Annotated in this window: 14 protein-coding genes; 6 read left to right on the top strand and 8 right to left on the bottom strand. The window is 74.1% G+C overall.

The features are described from left to right. The first annotated feature begins 79 nt into the window (after positions 1–79). The 3 genes from ACZ60W_RS19535 (at position 80) to ACZ60W_RS19525 (ending at position 4,890) form a co-directional block, all read left to right on the top strand. Complete coding sequence (locus tag ACZ60W_RS19535) at positions 80–1,678, top strand: M4 family metallopeptidase (RefSeq protein WP_469756565.1); 1,599 nt, start codon at positions 80–82, stop codon at positions 1,676–1,678. 159 nt (positions 1,679–1,837) lie between these two features. Then, on the top strand, positions 1,838–3,028 hold the full coding sequence (locus ACZ60W_RS19530; protein ID WP_469756564.1) for a 4-hydroxybenzoate 3-monooxygenase: 1,191 nt from the start codon (positions 1,838–1,840) through the stop codon (positions 3,026–3,028). Between the two features lie 92 nt (positions 3,029–3,120). After that, positions 3,121–4,890, top strand: a complete 1,770-nt coding sequence (locus tag ACZ60W_RS19525; RefSeq protein WP_469756563.1) for a methyltransferase — start codon at positions 3,121–3,123, stop codon at positions 4,888–4,890. Between the two features lie 80 nt (positions 4,891–4,970). On the opposite strand, the gene ACZ60W_RS19520 is transcribed toward ACZ60W_RS19525, so the two are convergent. The 5 genes from ACZ60W_RS19520 to ACZ60W_RS19500 all read right to left on the bottom strand — a co-directional run bounded on the left by ACZ60W_RS19520 (position 4,971) and on the right by ACZ60W_RS19500 (position 7,637). Next, on the bottom strand, positions 4,971–5,258 hold the full coding sequence (locus ACZ60W_RS19520) for an SHOCT domain-containing protein (RefSeq protein WP_469756562.1): 288 nt from the start codon (positions 5,256–5,258) through the stop codon (positions 4,971–4,973). Between the two features lie 98 nt (positions 5,259–5,356). Next, complete coding sequence (locus tag ACZ60W_RS19515) at positions 5,357–5,779, bottom strand: DUF6325 family protein (protein WP_469756601.1); 423 nt, start codon at positions 5,777–5,779, stop codon at positions 5,357–5,359. A 176-nt stretch (positions 5,780–5,955) separates the two neighbouring features. Beyond that, complete coding sequence (locus ACZ60W_RS19510) at positions 5,956–6,381, bottom strand: DUF7144 family membrane protein (RefSeq protein ID WP_469756561.1); 426 nt, start codon at positions 6,379–6,381, stop codon at positions 5,956–5,958. A 72-nt stretch (positions 6,382–6,453) separates the two neighbouring features. Continuing rightward, positions 6,454–6,912: an SHOCT domain-containing protein gene (locus ACZ60W_RS19505; RefSeq protein WP_469756560.1), complete on the bottom strand. Its 459-nt coding sequence runs from the start codon at positions 6,910–6,912 to the stop codon at positions 6,454–6,456. Between the two features lie 62 nt (positions 6,913–6,974). After that, entirely contained in the window at positions 6,975–7,637 is a 663-nt protein-coding gene (locus tag ACZ60W_RS19500) for an HdeD family acid-resistance protein (RefSeq protein WP_469756559.1), read from the bottom strand. Between the two features lie 162 nt (positions 7,638–7,799). On the opposite strand from ACZ60W_RS19500, the gene ACZ60W_RS19495 reads away from it, so the two are divergent. Beyond that, positions 7,800–7,991 carry a CsbD family protein gene (locus ACZ60W_RS19495; protein WP_469756558.1) on the top strand — a complete coding sequence of 64 codons (192 nt, stop codon included), beginning with the start codon at positions 7,800–7,802 and terminating at the stop codon, positions 7,989–7,991. Positions 7,992–7,998: 7 nt separating this feature from the next. Beyond that, on the top strand, positions 7,999–8,826 hold the full coding sequence (locus tag ACZ60W_RS19490; protein ID WP_469756557.1) for a lysostaphin resistance A-like protein: 828 nt from the start codon (positions 7,999–8,001) through the stop codon (positions 8,824–8,826). A gap of 63 nt (positions 8,827–8,889) precedes the next feature. Here ACZ60W_RS19490 and ACZ60W_RS19485 read toward each other — a convergent pair whose 3' ends face one another. From ACZ60W_RS19485 to ACZ60W_RS19475, 3 genes are read right to left on the bottom strand one after another with little or no spacing between them, the layout of a single operon-like run. Continuing rightward, the gene (locus ACZ60W_RS19485; protein WP_469756556.1) at positions 8,890–10,728 is read right to left on the bottom strand and encodes an alpha/beta hydrolase; all 1,839 of its coding nucleotides are present in this window, start codon (positions 10,726–10,728) and stop codon (positions 8,890–8,892) included. A gap of 60 nt (positions 10,729–10,788) precedes the next feature. Then, on the bottom strand, positions 10,789–12,345 hold the full coding sequence (locus ACZ60W_RS19480; protein ID WP_469756555.1) for a glycerol-3-phosphate dehydrogenase/oxidase: 1,557 nt from the start codon (positions 12,343–12,345) through the stop codon (positions 10,789–10,791). Next, positions 12,342–12,941 carry a TetR/AcrR family transcriptional regulator gene (locus tag ACZ60W_RS19475; RefSeq protein ID WP_469756554.1) on the bottom strand — a complete coding sequence of 200 codons (600 nt, stop codon included), beginning with the start codon at positions 12,939–12,941 and terminating at the stop codon, positions 12,342–12,344. The genes ACZ60W_RS19480 and ACZ60W_RS19475 overlap by 4 nt, the downstream gene beginning before the upstream one ends. Before the next feature lie 74 nt (positions 12,942–13,015). Here ACZ60W_RS19475 and ACZ60W_RS19470 point away from each other — a divergent pair, with 74 nt between their 5' ends. Further along, positions 13,016–14,611: an FAD-binding oxidoreductase gene (locus ACZ60W_RS19470; protein ID WP_469756553.1), complete on the top strand. Its 1,596-nt coding sequence runs from the start codon at positions 13,016–13,018 to the stop codon at positions 14,609–14,611. Positions 14,612–14,638 lie beyond the last annotated feature (27 nt).

The raw sequence follows: 14,638 nt of genomic DNA, 5'->3' as shown, positions 1-14,638 counted from the left end.
ACATGTCACCTGGTGAACACTTCGCGCAACGTCCCAGGACGTCGTCACCCCCCACGACGAGCGAAGGAAACACCCCGTCATGCCCCGTTCCCTCCTTGCCCTCTCCACGATGGTCGCCGCCGCGGTCGTCACCACCGGCGTGCTGGCCCTGCCCGCCCACGCGCGGCCCGACGCCACCGGTGGTGGCTCCGTCCGCGACACCGCGATATCCCGGGCCGAGGCGAACGTGGCCCGGCACGCCGGCACCTTCGGATACGGGGCGGGCCAGGCCCTCCGGGTCAAGGACGTCGTCGTCGACGCCGACGGCACCCAGCACGTCCGCTTCGAGCGGACCTACCGCGGCCTCCCCGTCGTCGGCGGCGACTTCGTCGTCCACCAGAAGGCCGACGGCTCGCTGAAGGGATCCACCCACGCCAGGGCCCGCGCGGTGGCGCTCGCGTCCGTCACCCCCGCCGTCGACGCCCGGGGCACCGCGGCCGGCGCCCTCAAGCGCTCGAACGGGCTGGTGAGCGAGGCTCGCTCCACCCCCGAGCTGATCGTCTGGGCGGCCGACGGCGTGCCCCGTCTGGCCTGGCGCACGACGGTGCAGGGCCTGGGTGACAAGGGGCAGCCGCACGGCGAGGTCTTCGTCACCGACGCCGCGACCGGCGCGGCCATCGAGAACTACGACACCGAGCGGGAGGCGTCCGGCACCGGGCACTCCGAGTACACCGGCGACATCCCCCTCGACACCACGCTCCAGGCGAACGGCACCTACGCGCTGATCGACCCGGTCCGCGGCCACGTCACCAAGGACGCCCGCAACGTCTCGTCCTCGTCCCTGAACGCCTCCTCCGGCACCCTGTTCACCGACGCCGACAACGTTTGGGGCGACGGCCGGAAGTTCTCCTCCGACCGCTCCACGGCCGCCGTCGACGCGCACGCCAACACCGCCAAGACCTTCGACTACTACAAGAGCACCTTCGGCCGCAGCGGCATCAAGAACGACGGCCGGGGCGCCACGGTCTTCGTCCACGTCGGCACCGACTGGGACAACGCCCAGTGGTCGGACGCCTGCTTCTGCATGATGACCGGCGACGGCGACGGCAGCGTCGACCCCGAGCAGGTCGACCTCGACACCATGGGCCACGAGATGACCCACGGGGTCACCTCGGCCACCGCGAACCTGCGCTACAGCGGGGAGTCCGGCGGACTGAACGAGGCCACCAGCGACATCCTCGGCACCATGGTCGAGTGGTACGCGGCCAACCCCGTCGACACCCCCGACTACCTGTTCAGCGACCAGTCGACCCCGCCGTGGCTGCGGCGCTTCGACAAGCCGTCGCTGGACGGCCGCTCCGCCGACTTCTGGTCGAAGTCGGTCGGCCGGCTCGACGTGCACAACTCCTCGGGCGTCGGCAACCACTGGTTCTACCTCGCGAGCGAGGGCAGCGGCACCAAGACCGTCAACGGCGTCACCTACACGAGCGCGACGTACAAGGGCACGACCGTGACCGGCATGGGCAACCAGAAGGCCGCCGCCGTCTGGTACCGGGCGCTCACCGTGTACATGACCTCGACCACGGACTACAAGGGCGCCCGGACGGCGACCCTGAACGCGGCGAAGGACCTGTACGGCGCCACCAGCCCCGAGTACGCCACCGTGGCCGCTGCCTGGACCGGGGTCAACGTCCTCTGACGCGCCGGCGCACGCCCTGATCCGACGCCTCCCTCGGGCCCCGCCGCCACGGCGGGGCCCGAGCGCGTGAGCGCCGTGAAGAATCCTTTTCTCGTGGAATGTGGCATTCGGGTGATGTTGGGGCAGGGGTGCCCGTTCCGCTGCTTAAGATCCACTTCCGTGACAGAGAGTCAACATGCAGAGAAAGAACGGGAGTCGGCCGACGTCGTCATCCTCGGCGCCGGTCCCGCCGGGCTCGTGCTGGGCAACCTCCTGCTGCGGAGCGGGATCGACTGCGTCGTCCTCGAACGCACCGGCCGCGACCACGTCCTGAACCGCGCCCGGGCCGGATTCCTCGCCGCCCACACCGCCCGCGTGCTGCGGCGTCACGGCCTGGACGAGGGGCTGCGGCGGCGCGGACGGGAACACGGCGTGTGCGAGTTCCGCACCGAGGACGGACGCTTCCGCCTGGACTACCGGACGCTCGGCAGCCGCGAACCCCACACGGTCTACCCCCAGCACGAGCTGGTCGCCGACCTCCTCGCCGCCTACCTCGGCGCCGGCGGCCGGATCCGCTTCGACACCGAGGCGCTGGAGGTCGGCGACGCGGACGGAGACCGGCCGTGGGTGGCCGCGCGGGAGCCGGACGGCCGGACCGCCCGGTGGCCGGCCCGGTACGTCGCCGCCTGCGACGGCCGGCACGGCGCCGGACGCCGCTCGCTCCCCGAGGGCGCCGTACGGCACCACCGCGACCACGGCGTCTCCTGGCTCGGCCTCCTCGCCGAGGCGCCGCCCAGCCTCGACGCCGTCGGGTACGCGACCCACCCCCGGGGCTTCGCCGGGCACATGGCCCGGTCCGCCGACATCACCCGCTACTACCTCCAGTGGGAGCGCGGCACCCCCGCCGGGGCGTGGGACGAGGAACGGGTCTGGGACGAACTCGACCTGCGCATGCGCGGCGCCGACCACGGACCGCTGCGGCGCGGCCCCCTCGTCCAGCGCGCCGTCGTCGACCTGGAGTCCGACGTGCTCGGCACCCTCCGGTACGGCTCGCTCCTCCTCGCCGGCGACGCCGCCGGTCTCATCAGCCCCTCCGCGGCCAAGGGCGCCAACCTCGCCGTCCTGGAGGCCGAACTCCTCGCCGAGGCCCTCGCCGCCGACCTCCACCGCGGCGACCCCGCACCGCTCGCCCGCTACTCGGACCGGTGCCTGACCCACATCTGGCGCGCCCAGGAGTTCTCGCACTGGATGATCGGCCTCCTCCACGGCGCCCCGCCGTTCCAGGAGGGCATGCGCCGGTCCCGCATGGAGTCGCTGCGGACCTCCCGTACCCATCAGGACTGGTTCGCCGAGCAGTACGTCGGCATCTGACGCCCTTCCCGCCGCTCCCCACGCGGCCCGAGGTCCCGGCCCGTCGGCCCGGGGCCCGCTTCCTTCCGCCCTCTGCCCCGAGGAATCCCCTGATGCGTACCCCTGTCCCGGCTCCGGCGGCGACCTGCCTCGCGCCCGACGACGTCCGGCGCCTGCGCGCGACGGCCGCGTTCGTCCGCGAGCAGGAGACGTCCCTCCTGCTGTCCCGCGTGCTGCCCGGCCTCGACGGCCCCGAGCTGCGGGCGGTGGCCGACCGGTGCCGCTTCTCCCATGCCGCCCTGCTCGTCTTCCCGGCCGACCGGGCCGGGCTGCGGGCCGGGCTCGACGCCTGCGGGCTCCCCGACGACGCACCGTCCCGGCCGAGCGTCGTGGTGCGCGACCGGCTGGCCGCACGCCACGGCCTCGACGCCGCCGATCTTGACGTAAGGATTCTCCGGCCCGCCGTCCAGGATCCCCACGGAGCGGACCGCACGGTCGAGGTGTTCGCCCTCACCGTCCCGCAGGCCTCGCCGCTCTCCTCGCTCGCCGCGCACGAGCGCGCGCACGGGCACGAGGCCCACCTCGCCTTCGACGTGGACCGGCCCGACGCCCTGGTGCTGCGCGGACTGCGCGCGAGCCTCGCCCGGCACGGAGCGGTCGCCGACGGCGGCGGGTACAACCCGCACGAGGACGGCACCGTCTTCTACTTCGCCACGCCCGCCGGCACGAAGACCGCCTACCGCCGCATGGAGCTGTACGCGAGCGGCGACCACCGGGACCTGCTCGCCGAGCACCTGGCCGGCCCGCGTCCGGCCGCACCCGGACACGAGGGGACCGCGGCCACGGGCGCGACCACCGGCGCGGACGCGGACGCCCTCGCCGCGGAAACGCTCCTGCGCCTGCTCACCGGCGCCTGGACCACCCAGGCGCTCGCCGCCTGCGCCGAACTGCGGCTGCCCGAGACCCTCCGGCCGGACACGCCCCTCACCGCCCGGCAGCTGGCGCGCGAGGTCGGTGCGCGCCCGGACGCGCTGGAGACGCTGCTGCGCTACCTCGCCATGCTGGACGTCGTCACCGAGGACCGGGACGGCTTCCGCCTCACCGCCGCCGGCGTGCTGCTGCGCGAGGACACGGCCGGCTCGATGCGCCCCCTCGCGCTCATGTACGGCGGGCCCTTCTACCGGTCCTTCGCCCACCTGACCCACGCCGTGCGCACCGGCGAGCCGGGGTTCGAGCACCTCTTCGGCGAGAACCACTTCGACCACTTCGCCCATGACCCCGGGCTGGCCGCGACGTTCGACCGGTCGATGGCCGCCGGCGCCCGGATGTTCGGCCCGCTTCCCTCCCACCCCGTCCTCGCCGCCGCCGCGGCGGGACCCGGTTCCCGCACCGTCGTGGACGTCGCCGGCGGCACCGGCGAACTCCTCGAACGCGTCCTGGCCGCCCACCCGGGGCTGCGGGGCGTGCTCCTGGAGCGGCCGCACGTCGTCGCCGCAGCGCGCGACCGGCTCGCCGCCACCGCGGTCGGCGAGCGGTGCTCCTACCGGGTCGGGGACTTCGCGGACGTCCCCGGGGGCGGCGACGTGTACCTGCTCTCCCGCGTCCTGCACGACTGGGACGACGCGCGGTGCCGGGAGATCCTGGCGCACCTCGCGGACGCGATGCCCGCGCACGCCGACCTGCTCGTCGTCGAACGGCTGCTGCCCGACGACGCCGTGCCGTCCCTCGCGACCGCGTGGGACCTGCACATGCTGTGCAACACGGGCGGGCGCGAGCGACGGGCCGAGGCGTACGCGGCGCTGTTCGCCGCCGCCGGGCTCGTCCTCGTCGGACACCGCCCGCTGCCCCTCGACGCCCACGTCCTGCACGTCCGCAAGCGCTGACGGCAGCGGAGGGGCGCCGGCCGGGGCGCGACGCTCGTCGCACCCGGCCGGCGCCCCGCGGTGCCGCGCCGGAACCGGCCTCAGGCCAGCAGCCGGCGCTTCTGCTCCTCGAACTCGGCGTCGGTGAGGACTCCCTGGGTCTTGAGCTCGCCCAGCTGCCTCAGCTGTTCGAGCTTGCTGTCCATGCTGTCCGCGGCCGGCGCGGCCGCGGGCGCGGGCGGCGGCGGGGCGTACTGCGGCTCGGGCTCCTGGGCGGCCTGCTGGTTGGCCCAGCGGCCGGCCTGGCGCCGTGACACGCGGTTGGACACGGCGGTCGCCGTGCCGGCGACCACGGCCGTGCGGGCCACTCCGCGGAGAAGACCTGGCATCGGGTGTTCCTTTCTCGTGCTCCGCCCGGCGACCGGCGCGGCCGGCGGGCGGGTTCGACACGGGGGAGGCCGGACGGCCCGCCCTGCCCGCGAACGGGTCAGGACGCGGCCTCGACGGCTTCGAGCGAGGCGAGCACGGCCTGGACGGGCAGCCGGCCGGAGGCGACCAGCTGGGCGCCGCCGCGCCGCAGGGCGGCCGCGAACGGGCCGGCCCACACGTTCTCGTAGACCAGCAGACCGGCGGCGTTGCCGGCCTCCACGGCCGCGGCGGCCTCCTCGATGTCGTCCTGCCCGAGCAGACCGGAGCGGGCGCCCTCGAAGACGGCGAGGTCGAGTTCGCCGTCGCCGTCGAAGTCGGCGATCTCCAGACCGCTCACCGTGCCGTCCTCGTCCTTCCTGATGAACACCAGGTCGAGGATCCGGATGATGCCCCGGTCCACCAGGTCGACCAGCAGCGGAAAAGCCTCGCCCGTCATGCGGTTGCCGGAGAACTCCACGACCACGTAGTCGATGGGGCCCATCTCGGCGAATTCCTCGCTCACAGCGTCACCTCTGGCAGTAGGGAACCGGACCCCCCTGACATTCCAACACCGGATGCCCGGTGCTGCACGCGGTGCGGGCGGACCCGGTACCGCCGGACCCCCCAGGTGGTGTCTTGCCGATCACGCCTGGCTCGGCCTGATCGACAAGACATCCCCTAGGACAGGGTGCCGTCGTCGCGCCGCACCACGCACAGCGCCCAGATGACGAAGCCGGACATGGCGATCATCACGATCGACCAGGCCGGGTAGTACGGCAGGGACAGGAAGTTGGCGATGATGACGAGCGCGGCGATGGCCACGCCGGCCACCCGCGCCCAGGTCGCCGTACGGTACAGGCCGAAGCTGACGATCACGGCGACGAGACCCAGGGCCAGATGGATCCAGCCCCACGAGGTCAGGTCGAACTTGAAGACGTAGTTGGGCGTCGAGACGAAGACCTCGTCCTCGGCGACGGCCATGATGCCCCGGAAGATGCCGACGAGGCCGGTGATGCCGAGCATGACGGCGGCGAAGACGGTGAGTCCTCCGGCCCATGCCTGTCTGGTGGAGTCCGCGGGACGGGAGGTGTGCGTGGCGGCCATGACGATGCCTCGCTTACGTTCGGTCGGGCGGGCGCCGTCGGCGCCCGGGGGTGGTGGGGAACGGTGAGGGGTTCAGGCGGTGGGGGTGGTGGTGCCGGTGGTGCCGGAGCTCGTGGAGGGCGGGGCGTCGTTCAGGATGAGCGCCTTCGCCCGGGTGAACTCCTCCTCGGTGATCTCCCCGCGGGAACGGAGCCCGGAGAGCTTCGTCAGCTCCTCGGCGTGGCTGGGCCGGCTGCCGCCCCCCGCCGTCTCGCGGATGTAGGCGTCGAACTCCCGCTGCTGGTCGCGGGCCTGGGCGATCTCACGGCGCCCCATGTTCTTGCCGCGGGCGATCACGTAGACGAGGACGCCGAGGAAGGGCAGCAGGATGACGAAGACCAGCCATCCGGCCTTGCCCCACCCGTTCATCTCCTTGTCGCGGAAGATGTCCACGATGATCCGGAAGAGCAGGATGAACCACAGCACCCACAGGAAGAACCAGAACATGGTCCAGAAGGCGCCGAGCAGCGGATAGTCGTAGGCCAGGTACATGTCTTCTCCGTTCTGCGGGGGACCGGGCGCGTCACGCGTGCCTGGCGCGCCCGCGGGCGGCGTCAGGCGGGCGGCCCGGACGCGTCGTGGCCCGTGAGGCCCGCCCGGCGCAGCGCCGACCGCCACGCCAGGGCGACCGCCGTCTCCGCCAGGCCCAGGAGGATGAGCCAGAGGCCCAGCAGCCTGGTCAGGGTCCGGGCCGACTCCGTCGGCAGGGCCAGGACGACGATGCCCGCGACGATGCCGAGCGCGGCGACCGCCATCACGATCCCGCGGTGCGGCATGTCCTTGGTGGCGATGGCGGTGTAGAGGGTGAAGATGCCGGACACCAGCCAGACGGCGCCGACGATGAGGGAGAGCGCGGCGATCGTCTGCAGCGGGTTCCGCAGACAGAGCACTCCGCCCAGGACGCACAGGACGGCCACGATCAGACCGGGCACCCGCTCCCCGGCCTCGCGGCGGCCGAACACCGCGACGAAGCGGAAACCGCCGGTCACCAGCAGGTACAGCCCGATGAGGACCGCCAGGACGTGCAGGGTCACGTCCGGCCAGACCAGGGCGAGGACACCGGGGACGAGCGTCGCCAGCGCGGCGCAGAGGAGCCAGACCCACGACCGGCCGAGACGGGCCAGCTGATCCGCGGGGTCGGCCGGGGAGGCGGGGCCCGAACCGTAGGGGTCGGACGCCGGTGCGGCGTGCGGTGTGGGGCCGTGTGACGTGGCCATTTCTCCTCCTCCCGGTCGCCCCCGCGGAACGCGGGAGCATGCGGGCGGCCGGTTACTTCCACATCAGTCTGCGCCCATCCCCCGGGCTCCGCCTCCCGCGCCCGCCGCGCGTCCTCCCCCTCGCTTACCTTGGAGCTGGGGAACCGACCTCGCGGAGGAGCGATGGACAGGAACCACACCCTGGACATGGCCAAGGCCAGGCTCAAGGAGATCACCGGAAAGATCACCGGCCACGAACGCATGGAGGCCGAGGGGAAGACGGACCGGACGAAGGTCAAGATCCGGCAGACGGTGCGGAGCCTGCGCCACCGCGCCGAAGGCGTCAAGGACTCGCTCAAGAACGACCGCTCATGACGCACCGATGCACCGGGACTCCGAGGACGCCGGGCACCGCGCCGCGGACGAGGCCGGGCCGGCCTTCGTAGCGGACGGCGACGCGACCCCGGTGGGAGGACGACGCCGTACCGGCGATCCGGCGCCGGGCCGGTGGCGGCAGCCGCTCGGCACGTGGCCGGCCGTGGCCCTCGCCGTCGGCATCCTCGCCGGGGCCGACGTGCTCCTGGCCGACTGGGACGGCGTCCTCAGGCTGACGGCTGCCGTCGCCGTCGCCGTGCTGCTCCTCGCCCTGCTGCGCCGGGCCGGCGGCACCCTCGCGGACGCGGGACTGGCGCCGGGCACCCTCGCCCGCGGTGCCCGCTGGGCGCTGGTCCTGATGGGCCTGGTGGCCCTGGTCTACCTCGTCGGGGCCCTGCTGCCGGCCACCCGTCCGCTGTTCGAGGACCGGCGCCACGACGGTATGACCGGGGGCGAACTGGCGGTGCGCGTCCTCGTGGTGGTGCCCGTCGGCACCGTCCTGGTGGAGGAGGTCGCCTTCCGCGGGGTGCTGTACGGACTGGTCCGCCGGGCCCGGGGGACGGGCTGGGCGACGGCGGTCTCCAGCGCCCTGTTCGGCCTGTGGCACGTCCTGCCCTCCCTGCACCTGGCCACGGCGAAGCCGGCCCTGGGCTCGGTCGTCGGCGACTCCCCGCTCGGCACGTTCCTCGCGGTCGCGGGCGCCGTCCTCTTCACGGGGGCGTCGGGCGTCCTCTTCTGCGAGCTGCGCCGCCGCAGCGACAGCCTGCTCGCGCCGATGGGACTGCACTGGGCGGTCAACGCGTTCGGCTACCTCGCGGGATTCCTGCTCCGCTGAGCCGCGCCGAGCCCTCTGCGCGGAGCCGGGCCGGGGAGCACCCGCGCGGTGCCGCCCGCGCCGTCAGCGGTCCTGACCGACGACGTCCCGCAGCCGGTCCAGGTCCTGCGGGGTGAAGCCCGACGGCCGCATGACGGCGTTCCAGCCGTCGACGTACGCGGCCTTGTACGTGTGTCCGTGGCCGTCCGGCACGCCGGTGGAGAACGGCAGGTCGGCGGTGACCTGCCAGAAGGTCACGAAGGGGAACCAGACCATCTCCTCCAGGACGTCGCTGCCGGGTGCCTCGCCGATCCAGTCGGGCTCGGAGAGCGCCAGCTCCGGGCTCCACCAGACGATCGGGTCGGAGGGGTGCATCAGGTACAGCACCCGCGTGCCGTCCCACGGCCGGCCGGCCGGAGGGATCCCGCCGGTGGGGTCGTCGGTGAAGCGGACGGTCCGCCCGTCCTTGTAGACGGGCTCGATCTCCGGGCTGTCCGGGTCGCGGTGGTCGCTGAAGTCGCGGAACAGCGTGTTGAAGTTCGGCGGCCCGGCGAACAGCGTGCCGGCCGTGCGGTTGCGGAGGTCGTACTCGCCGCTGAAGGCGGCCTCGCCGCCGAAGGACCCCAGGCTCTCGCCGGCCACGAAGAGCCGAGGCCGCCGGTCCTGGGGGAGCTTGGACCAGACGTCGTAGACCGCGTCGAAGAGTTCGCGGCCCGCCTCGCGCGCCTTGGACTGGTCGACGAGGTAGGAGAGCCAGGACGGCAGGTACGAGTACTGCATGGCCACCGTGGCGGAGTCGCCGTCGCCGAGGTACTCGAAGGAGTCGACGGCGGCGGGGTCGACCCAGCCGCTTCCGGTCGTGGTCATCACGAGCAGGTTCTCGCGCTCGAAGCCGCCGGCGCGCTGGAGGTCGGCGACGGCCCGCTGGGCGCGCGCCTCCGCGTCGTCGGCGGTCTGGAGCCCGGCGTAGGCCCGGACGGGCTCCTGGGCGGGGCGCTGGGTGAACGCGCCGATGTCCCGGGCCGTCGGGCCGGTGCCGGTGAAGGCGCGGCCCTGGTAGCCCAGGGTGTCCCACGGCACCAGCGAGCCGGGCCCGCCGGAGCGCAGGGTGGTCGTCGGGCGGCTCACGCCCTCCGGGGTCTCGTCGTCCCGCAGGGAGAAGGCCTCGTTGGTCGCGTTCACGAACCCGGCCAGCAGGACGCCGCTGACCACGGACCACGCCAGGGCCGCCACCGCGATCCAGCCGACCACGCGTGCCGCGCGGGGCCCGATCCAGCGCCGCAGGAGGCGGAAGGACCAGTGGTACAGACGCCGGAGTCCCCGGCCCGCGAGCAACAGCAGCCAGAAGACGAGGGCGGCGACGAAGGGGCAGGCGACGGTCGTGACGACGTCGTAGTCGGTGACGCCCATGAGCCGGCGGATCTCGTGCTGCCAGTACTGGCCGAGCCCGAAGGAGAGGCCGAACAGCACGATCGCGCAGAGGACGAGGACCCGCCACGTCCCGCGCGACGGGGTCCGCGGGTCCCGGTCGGCGAACGCGCGCCACACGGAGGCGGCGACCACGCCGAGTCCGTATCCGATGGCCGCGCTGATGCCGCAGATCAGCCCCTGGAGGACGCCGCCCCGCGGCAGCAGGGAAGGGGTGAAGGAGAGACAGGCGAGGAGGAGCGCGCCCCAGCAGCCGGGGAGCGTGAGGCGGGGGTGCCACCGGTGCCTCCCGTCCCCGGCGGAGGCACGCCCGGCCGCCCCGTCACCGCTCCCGCCCGTGGAGTCCGCGGTCCCGGCGTCCGCGGCGTGCGCTCCGGTGTCCGGCGCGGAGTCACGGCCCCCGGTCCCCGCCTGCCGCTCCCCGGCGTTCCCGGCCTCCGGACCGTGGTGCTCCGCGGAGCCGTCCGGTGGAGGTTCTTGCTGGTCAGGACTCATGGCTTTCCTCCGGGTTCGGGGGAAATCATCCCAGGACCCGGCAGGACCCGCCATGCGGACTCAGCGTGCCGCGAGGGCCTCCCGGGCCGCCTTCTCGGCGACGGTGCGGTCCTCGGGGACCAGACCGATGCGGGTGCGGCGGTCGAGGAGGTCGGAGGCGTCGAGCGCGCCCTCGTGGCGGACGGCCCACAGCAGTTCGGCGCCGGTGACGGGATGCCCGGGGACGACGGGCTCGGCCAGGGTGGGGTCCGCGAGCCCGAGGGCGTGGACGGCCGGTGCCTCGGCCCCGTACCGCTGCACGAGGCGCGGTGGTACGTCGAGTCCGGCGAGGGCCCGCGCCGGGGCGGCCCCGACGAGGGGCAGGGACGTCGTGCGGCACGGGCCGGCGGTCAGGCCGCTCGCGGCGACGGCGGCGTCGACGGCGTCCTGCGCCATGCGGCGGTAGGTGGTGAGCTTCCCGCCGACGACGGTGACGACGCCGTCGGGCGAGGTGAGCACGGCGTGCCTGCGGGAGATGTCGGCGGTGCGGCCCTCCGGTCCCCGGGTGTCGAGCAGCGGGCGCAGACCGGCGAAGGCGCCGACCACGTCGGTCCGGTGGAGGGTGACGTCCAGGGCCGACCCGAGGACGTCGAGGAGGAAGCCGACGTCGGTCTCGGGGACGTCCGGCACGTCGGGGACGTCGCCGTCGACCGGCTCGTCGGTGAGGCCCACGTAGACGCGTCCGTCGCCCTGGGGCAGGACGAGGACGAAGCGGTTGGTCTCGCCGGGGATCGGGATGTGCAGGCCGGCGGAGAGGCGGCCGAGGTCCTCGGAGCGCAGGACGAGATGGGTGCCGCGCGAGGGCCGCAGGCGGATGTCGTCGACGAGGCCGCCCGCCCAGACCCCGGTCGCGTTGATCACGGTGCGGGCGCGGACGCGCAGTTCCTCGCCGGTGGTCTCGTCGCGGACCGTCGCGCCCTCCCGGTCGAGCCGGACGGCGCGGGTACGGGTCAGGATCCGGGCGCCGTGGGCGGCGGCGGTGCGGGCGATCGCGGTCACCAGGCGGGCGTCGTCCGAGAGCTGGCCGTCCCAGGACAGGAGTCCGCCGCGCAGGCCGGTGGGGCGCAGGGCCGGCGCGAGGTGCCGGGTCTCGACGGCGGAGAGGGTGCGGGGCCGGGGGAGGGTGTGGCGCGAGGTGCGGGCCGCGACGCGCAGCAGGTCGCCGGCGAGGAAGCCGGAGCGGGCCAGGGCGGCCTGGCCGCGGCTGACGAGCGGGGTGAGGGGGAGGACGAACGGCTGGGCGCGGACCAGGTGGGGGGCGGTGCGCTCCATCAGGATGCCGCGTTCGACGGCGCTCTCGTGGGCGACGTCGAGCTGCCCGGAGGCGAGGTACCGCAGTCCGCCGTGGATGAGCTTGGAGCTCCAGCGGGACGTGCCGAACGCCAGGTCGTGGGCGTCGATCGCGGCGACGGCGAGCCCGCGGGCGGCGGCGTCGAGCGCGGCCCCGGCCCCGGTGGCGCCGAGGCCGACGACGAGGACGTCGACGGCCTCGCCGTCGGCGAGCCGGGCGAGTTCGCGCCGGCGCCGCTCGGCGTCGAGCGAGGAGCCGGGCAGGGCGGTGCTGCTCGTGGGGTTCATGGCGTGAGCGTCCTCTCCAGCAGGGTGCGCAGCTCGCCGAGGAAGGCGGCCTCGCTCAGTTCGGGATCGGTCTCGTCGGTCATGGTGCGCAGCGAGAGCGTGAAGGACTGGACGACGAGCAGCAGGGACCGGGCCTGGAGGTCCGGCCGCACGCGGCGTACGGAGCCGTCCTCGTGGCCGTCCTCGAGCGCCGTGTGGAGGAGTCCGAGCAGGGCGTCCTGGCTGGCGCCCCGGCGGTCGAGGACGTACGGCAGCAGCAGCTCGGGGTCGACGTCGAGGATCTTGTGGAAGAGCGGGTGGGCGCGGAACGCCGCCGCTCCGGAGACGAGTCCCTCGACGATCCGGTCCCGTTCGGGCCGGTCCTCGTCGGCGGGGGGCATGGCGTCGGCGGCGACGGCGATCCACTCACGGGTCATCAGGTCGCCGACGAGGCTGCGCACGTCGGGCCAGCGCCGGTAGAGCGTCATCCGGGACACGCCCGCGCGCCGGGCGACGTCGGTGAGGGTGGTCCGCCGTACGCCGACGGCGAGCACGCAGTCGCGGGCGGCGTCGAGGACGGGATCTGCGTCCGCATGGTTGTGACGAATGGGCGTCATCTGTCACAGTGTAATGCCAGCGCGGGCCCAGTGGCAGCGCGTCCGTGAAACAGACCGTGAGGAACCCTTTCGAAGTGGACATGTTGTGGAGCGGCTGGGGCGACCCGGCCAAGGCGGCACCGCTGCCCGACTCGGTCACCGGCCTGCTGCGGGACCTGCTCGGCGTCACCCCCCGTGAGAGCGGTCCCGCCGCCCTCACGGACATCGAACTCCCCGCCCCCGGGCTCACCGACGAGGCCCGTACCGCGCTCGCCGCAGCCCTCGCCGCACCCGACGGCCTGCGCGACGACGCCGAGAGCCGCGTCCGCCACACCCGCGGCAAGTCGACCCCCGACCTCCTGCGCATCCGCGCCGGCGAGGTCGACGACATCCCGGCCGCCGTCGTGCTGCCCGGCAGTCACGACGAGGTCCTCGCCGTCCTGCGCGCCTGCGCCGACCACGGCGTCGGCGCCGTCCCCTTCGGCGGCGGCACCTCCGTCGTCGGCGGCCTGGCGCCCACCACGAAGAAGCCGTTCGTCGCCCTCGACCTGCGCCGCCTCGACGGACTCCTCGCCCTCGACGAGGTGTCGCGCACCGCGACGCTGCAGCCCGGACTCCGCGGCCCGCAGTGCGAGGCCCTGCTCAACGAACGGGGCTGGACCCTCGGGCACTTCCCCCAGTCCTTCGAGTGGGCGTCCGTCGGCGGCTTCGCCGCCGCCCGCTCCAGCGGACAGGCGTCCGCCGGATACGGCCGCTTCGACGAGATGGTCCTCGGCCTGACCGTCGCCACCCCCGAAGGCACCCTGGAGACCGGCCGGGCCCCCCGCTCCGCCGCAGGCCCCGACCTGCGCCAGCTCCTCCTCGGCTCCGAGGGCGCCCTCGGCGTGATCACGGCCGTGACCGTGCGCGTCCGTCCGCTGCCGACCCGGCGGGTCTACGAGGGATGGCGCTTCGCCTCCTTCGAGGCCGGCACCGCGGCACTGCGCCGCCTGGCCCAGGACGGCCCGCGCCCCACGGTGCTGCGGCTGTCCGACGAGTCGGAGACCTTCATCGGCCTCGCCCAGCCCGACGCCATCGGCAGCGCCGAACTCCCGCAGGACCCCGGCTGCATGGCGATCGTCGGCTTCGAGGGCACCGAGGAGGACACGTCGGCCCGCCGTGCCGCCGCCCGCGAGGTCCTTCTCGCCTGCGACGGCGCGTACGTCGGCGAGGAGCCCGGCGACCGCTGGGAGCACGGCCGGTACGACGCGCCCTACCTGCGCGACGCCCTCCTCGACGCCGGCGCGTTCGCCGAGACGCTGGAGACGGCCGCGTTCTGGTCCGCGATCCCCGGTCTGTACGCGGCGGTCCGCGACGCGCTGACGAGCACCCTCACCGAGGCCGGCACCCCGCCCCTCGTCATGTGCCACATCTCCCACACGTACGAGAACGGCGCCTCGCTCTACTTCACCGTCGTCTCCGCGCAGGGAGAGGACGCCGTCGCGCACTGGGAGCCGGCGAAGCGGGCGGCCAACGACGCGATCCTGGCGGCCGGCGGCACCATCAGCCACCACCACGGCGTCGGCACCGACCACCGCGACTGGTACGCCCGCGAGATCGGCCCCCTCGGCATCCGTATGCTGCAGGCCGTCAAGGCCGAGGTCGACCCGTCCGGCGTGCTCAGCCCCGGAGTCCTCATCCCCGTCCGCTGAACCCCTTCTGCCGCCCGGAGGCCAGAC

The organism is Streptomyces sp. NPDC104202, from assembly GCF_055584185.1.
Note: the sequence above shows the minus strand (reverse complement) of the source record. Positions and strands in the feature narration are given on the sequence as shown.

What these genes read in the sequence shown, in the direction of transcription:
- ACZ60W_RS19535 (WP_469756565.1), top strand. Translation starts at nt 80, where the DNA reads ATGCCCCGTTCCCTCCTTGCCCTCTCCACGATGGTCGCCGCCGCGGTC.
- ACZ60W_RS19525 (WP_469756563.1), top strand. Translation starts at nt 3,121, where the DNA reads ATGCGTACCCCTGTCCCGGCTCCGGCGGCGACCTGCCTCGCGCCCGAC.
- ACZ60W_RS19520 (WP_469756562.1), bottom strand. Translation starts at nt 5,258, where the DNA reads ATGCCAGGTCTTCTCCGCGGAGTGGCCCGCACGGCCGTGGTCGCCGGC.
- ACZ60W_RS19515 (WP_469756601.1), bottom strand. Translation starts at nt 5,779, where the DNA reads ATGGGCCCCATCGACTACGTGGTCGTGGAGTTCTCCGGCAACCGCATG.
- ACZ60W_RS19510 (WP_469756561.1), bottom strand. Translation starts at nt 6,381, where the DNA reads ATGGCCGCCACGCACACCTCCCGTCCCGCGGACTCCACCAGACAGGCA.
- ACZ60W_RS19505 (WP_469756560.1), bottom strand. Translation starts at nt 6,912, where the DNA reads ATGTACCTGGCCTACGACTATCCGCTGCTCGGCGCCTTCTGGACCATG.
- ACZ60W_RS19500 (WP_469756559.1), bottom strand. Translation starts at nt 7,637, where the DNA reads ATGGCCACGTCACACGGCCCCACACCGCACGCCGCACCGGCGTCCGAC.
- ACZ60W_RS19495 (WP_469756558.1), top strand. Translation starts at nt 7,800, where the DNA reads ATGGACAGGAACCACACCCTGGACATGGCCAAGGCCAGGCTCAAGGAG.
- ACZ60W_RS19490 (WP_469756557.1), top strand. Translation starts at nt 7,999, where the DNA reads ATGCACCGGGACTCCGAGGACGCCGGGCACCGCGCCGCGGACGAGGCC.
- ACZ60W_RS19485 (WP_469756556.1), bottom strand. Translation starts at nt 10,728, where the DNA reads ATGAGTCCTGACCAGCAAGAACCTCCACCGGACGGCTCCGCGGAGCAC.
- ACZ60W_RS19480 (WP_469756555.1), bottom strand. Translation starts at nt 12,345, where the DNA reads ATGAACCCCACGAGCAGCACCGCCCTGCCCGGCTCCTCGCTCGACGCC.
- ACZ60W_RS19475 (WP_469756554.1), bottom strand. Translation starts at nt 12,941, where the DNA reads ATGACGCCCATTCGTCACAACCATGCGGACGCAGATCCCGTCCTCGAC.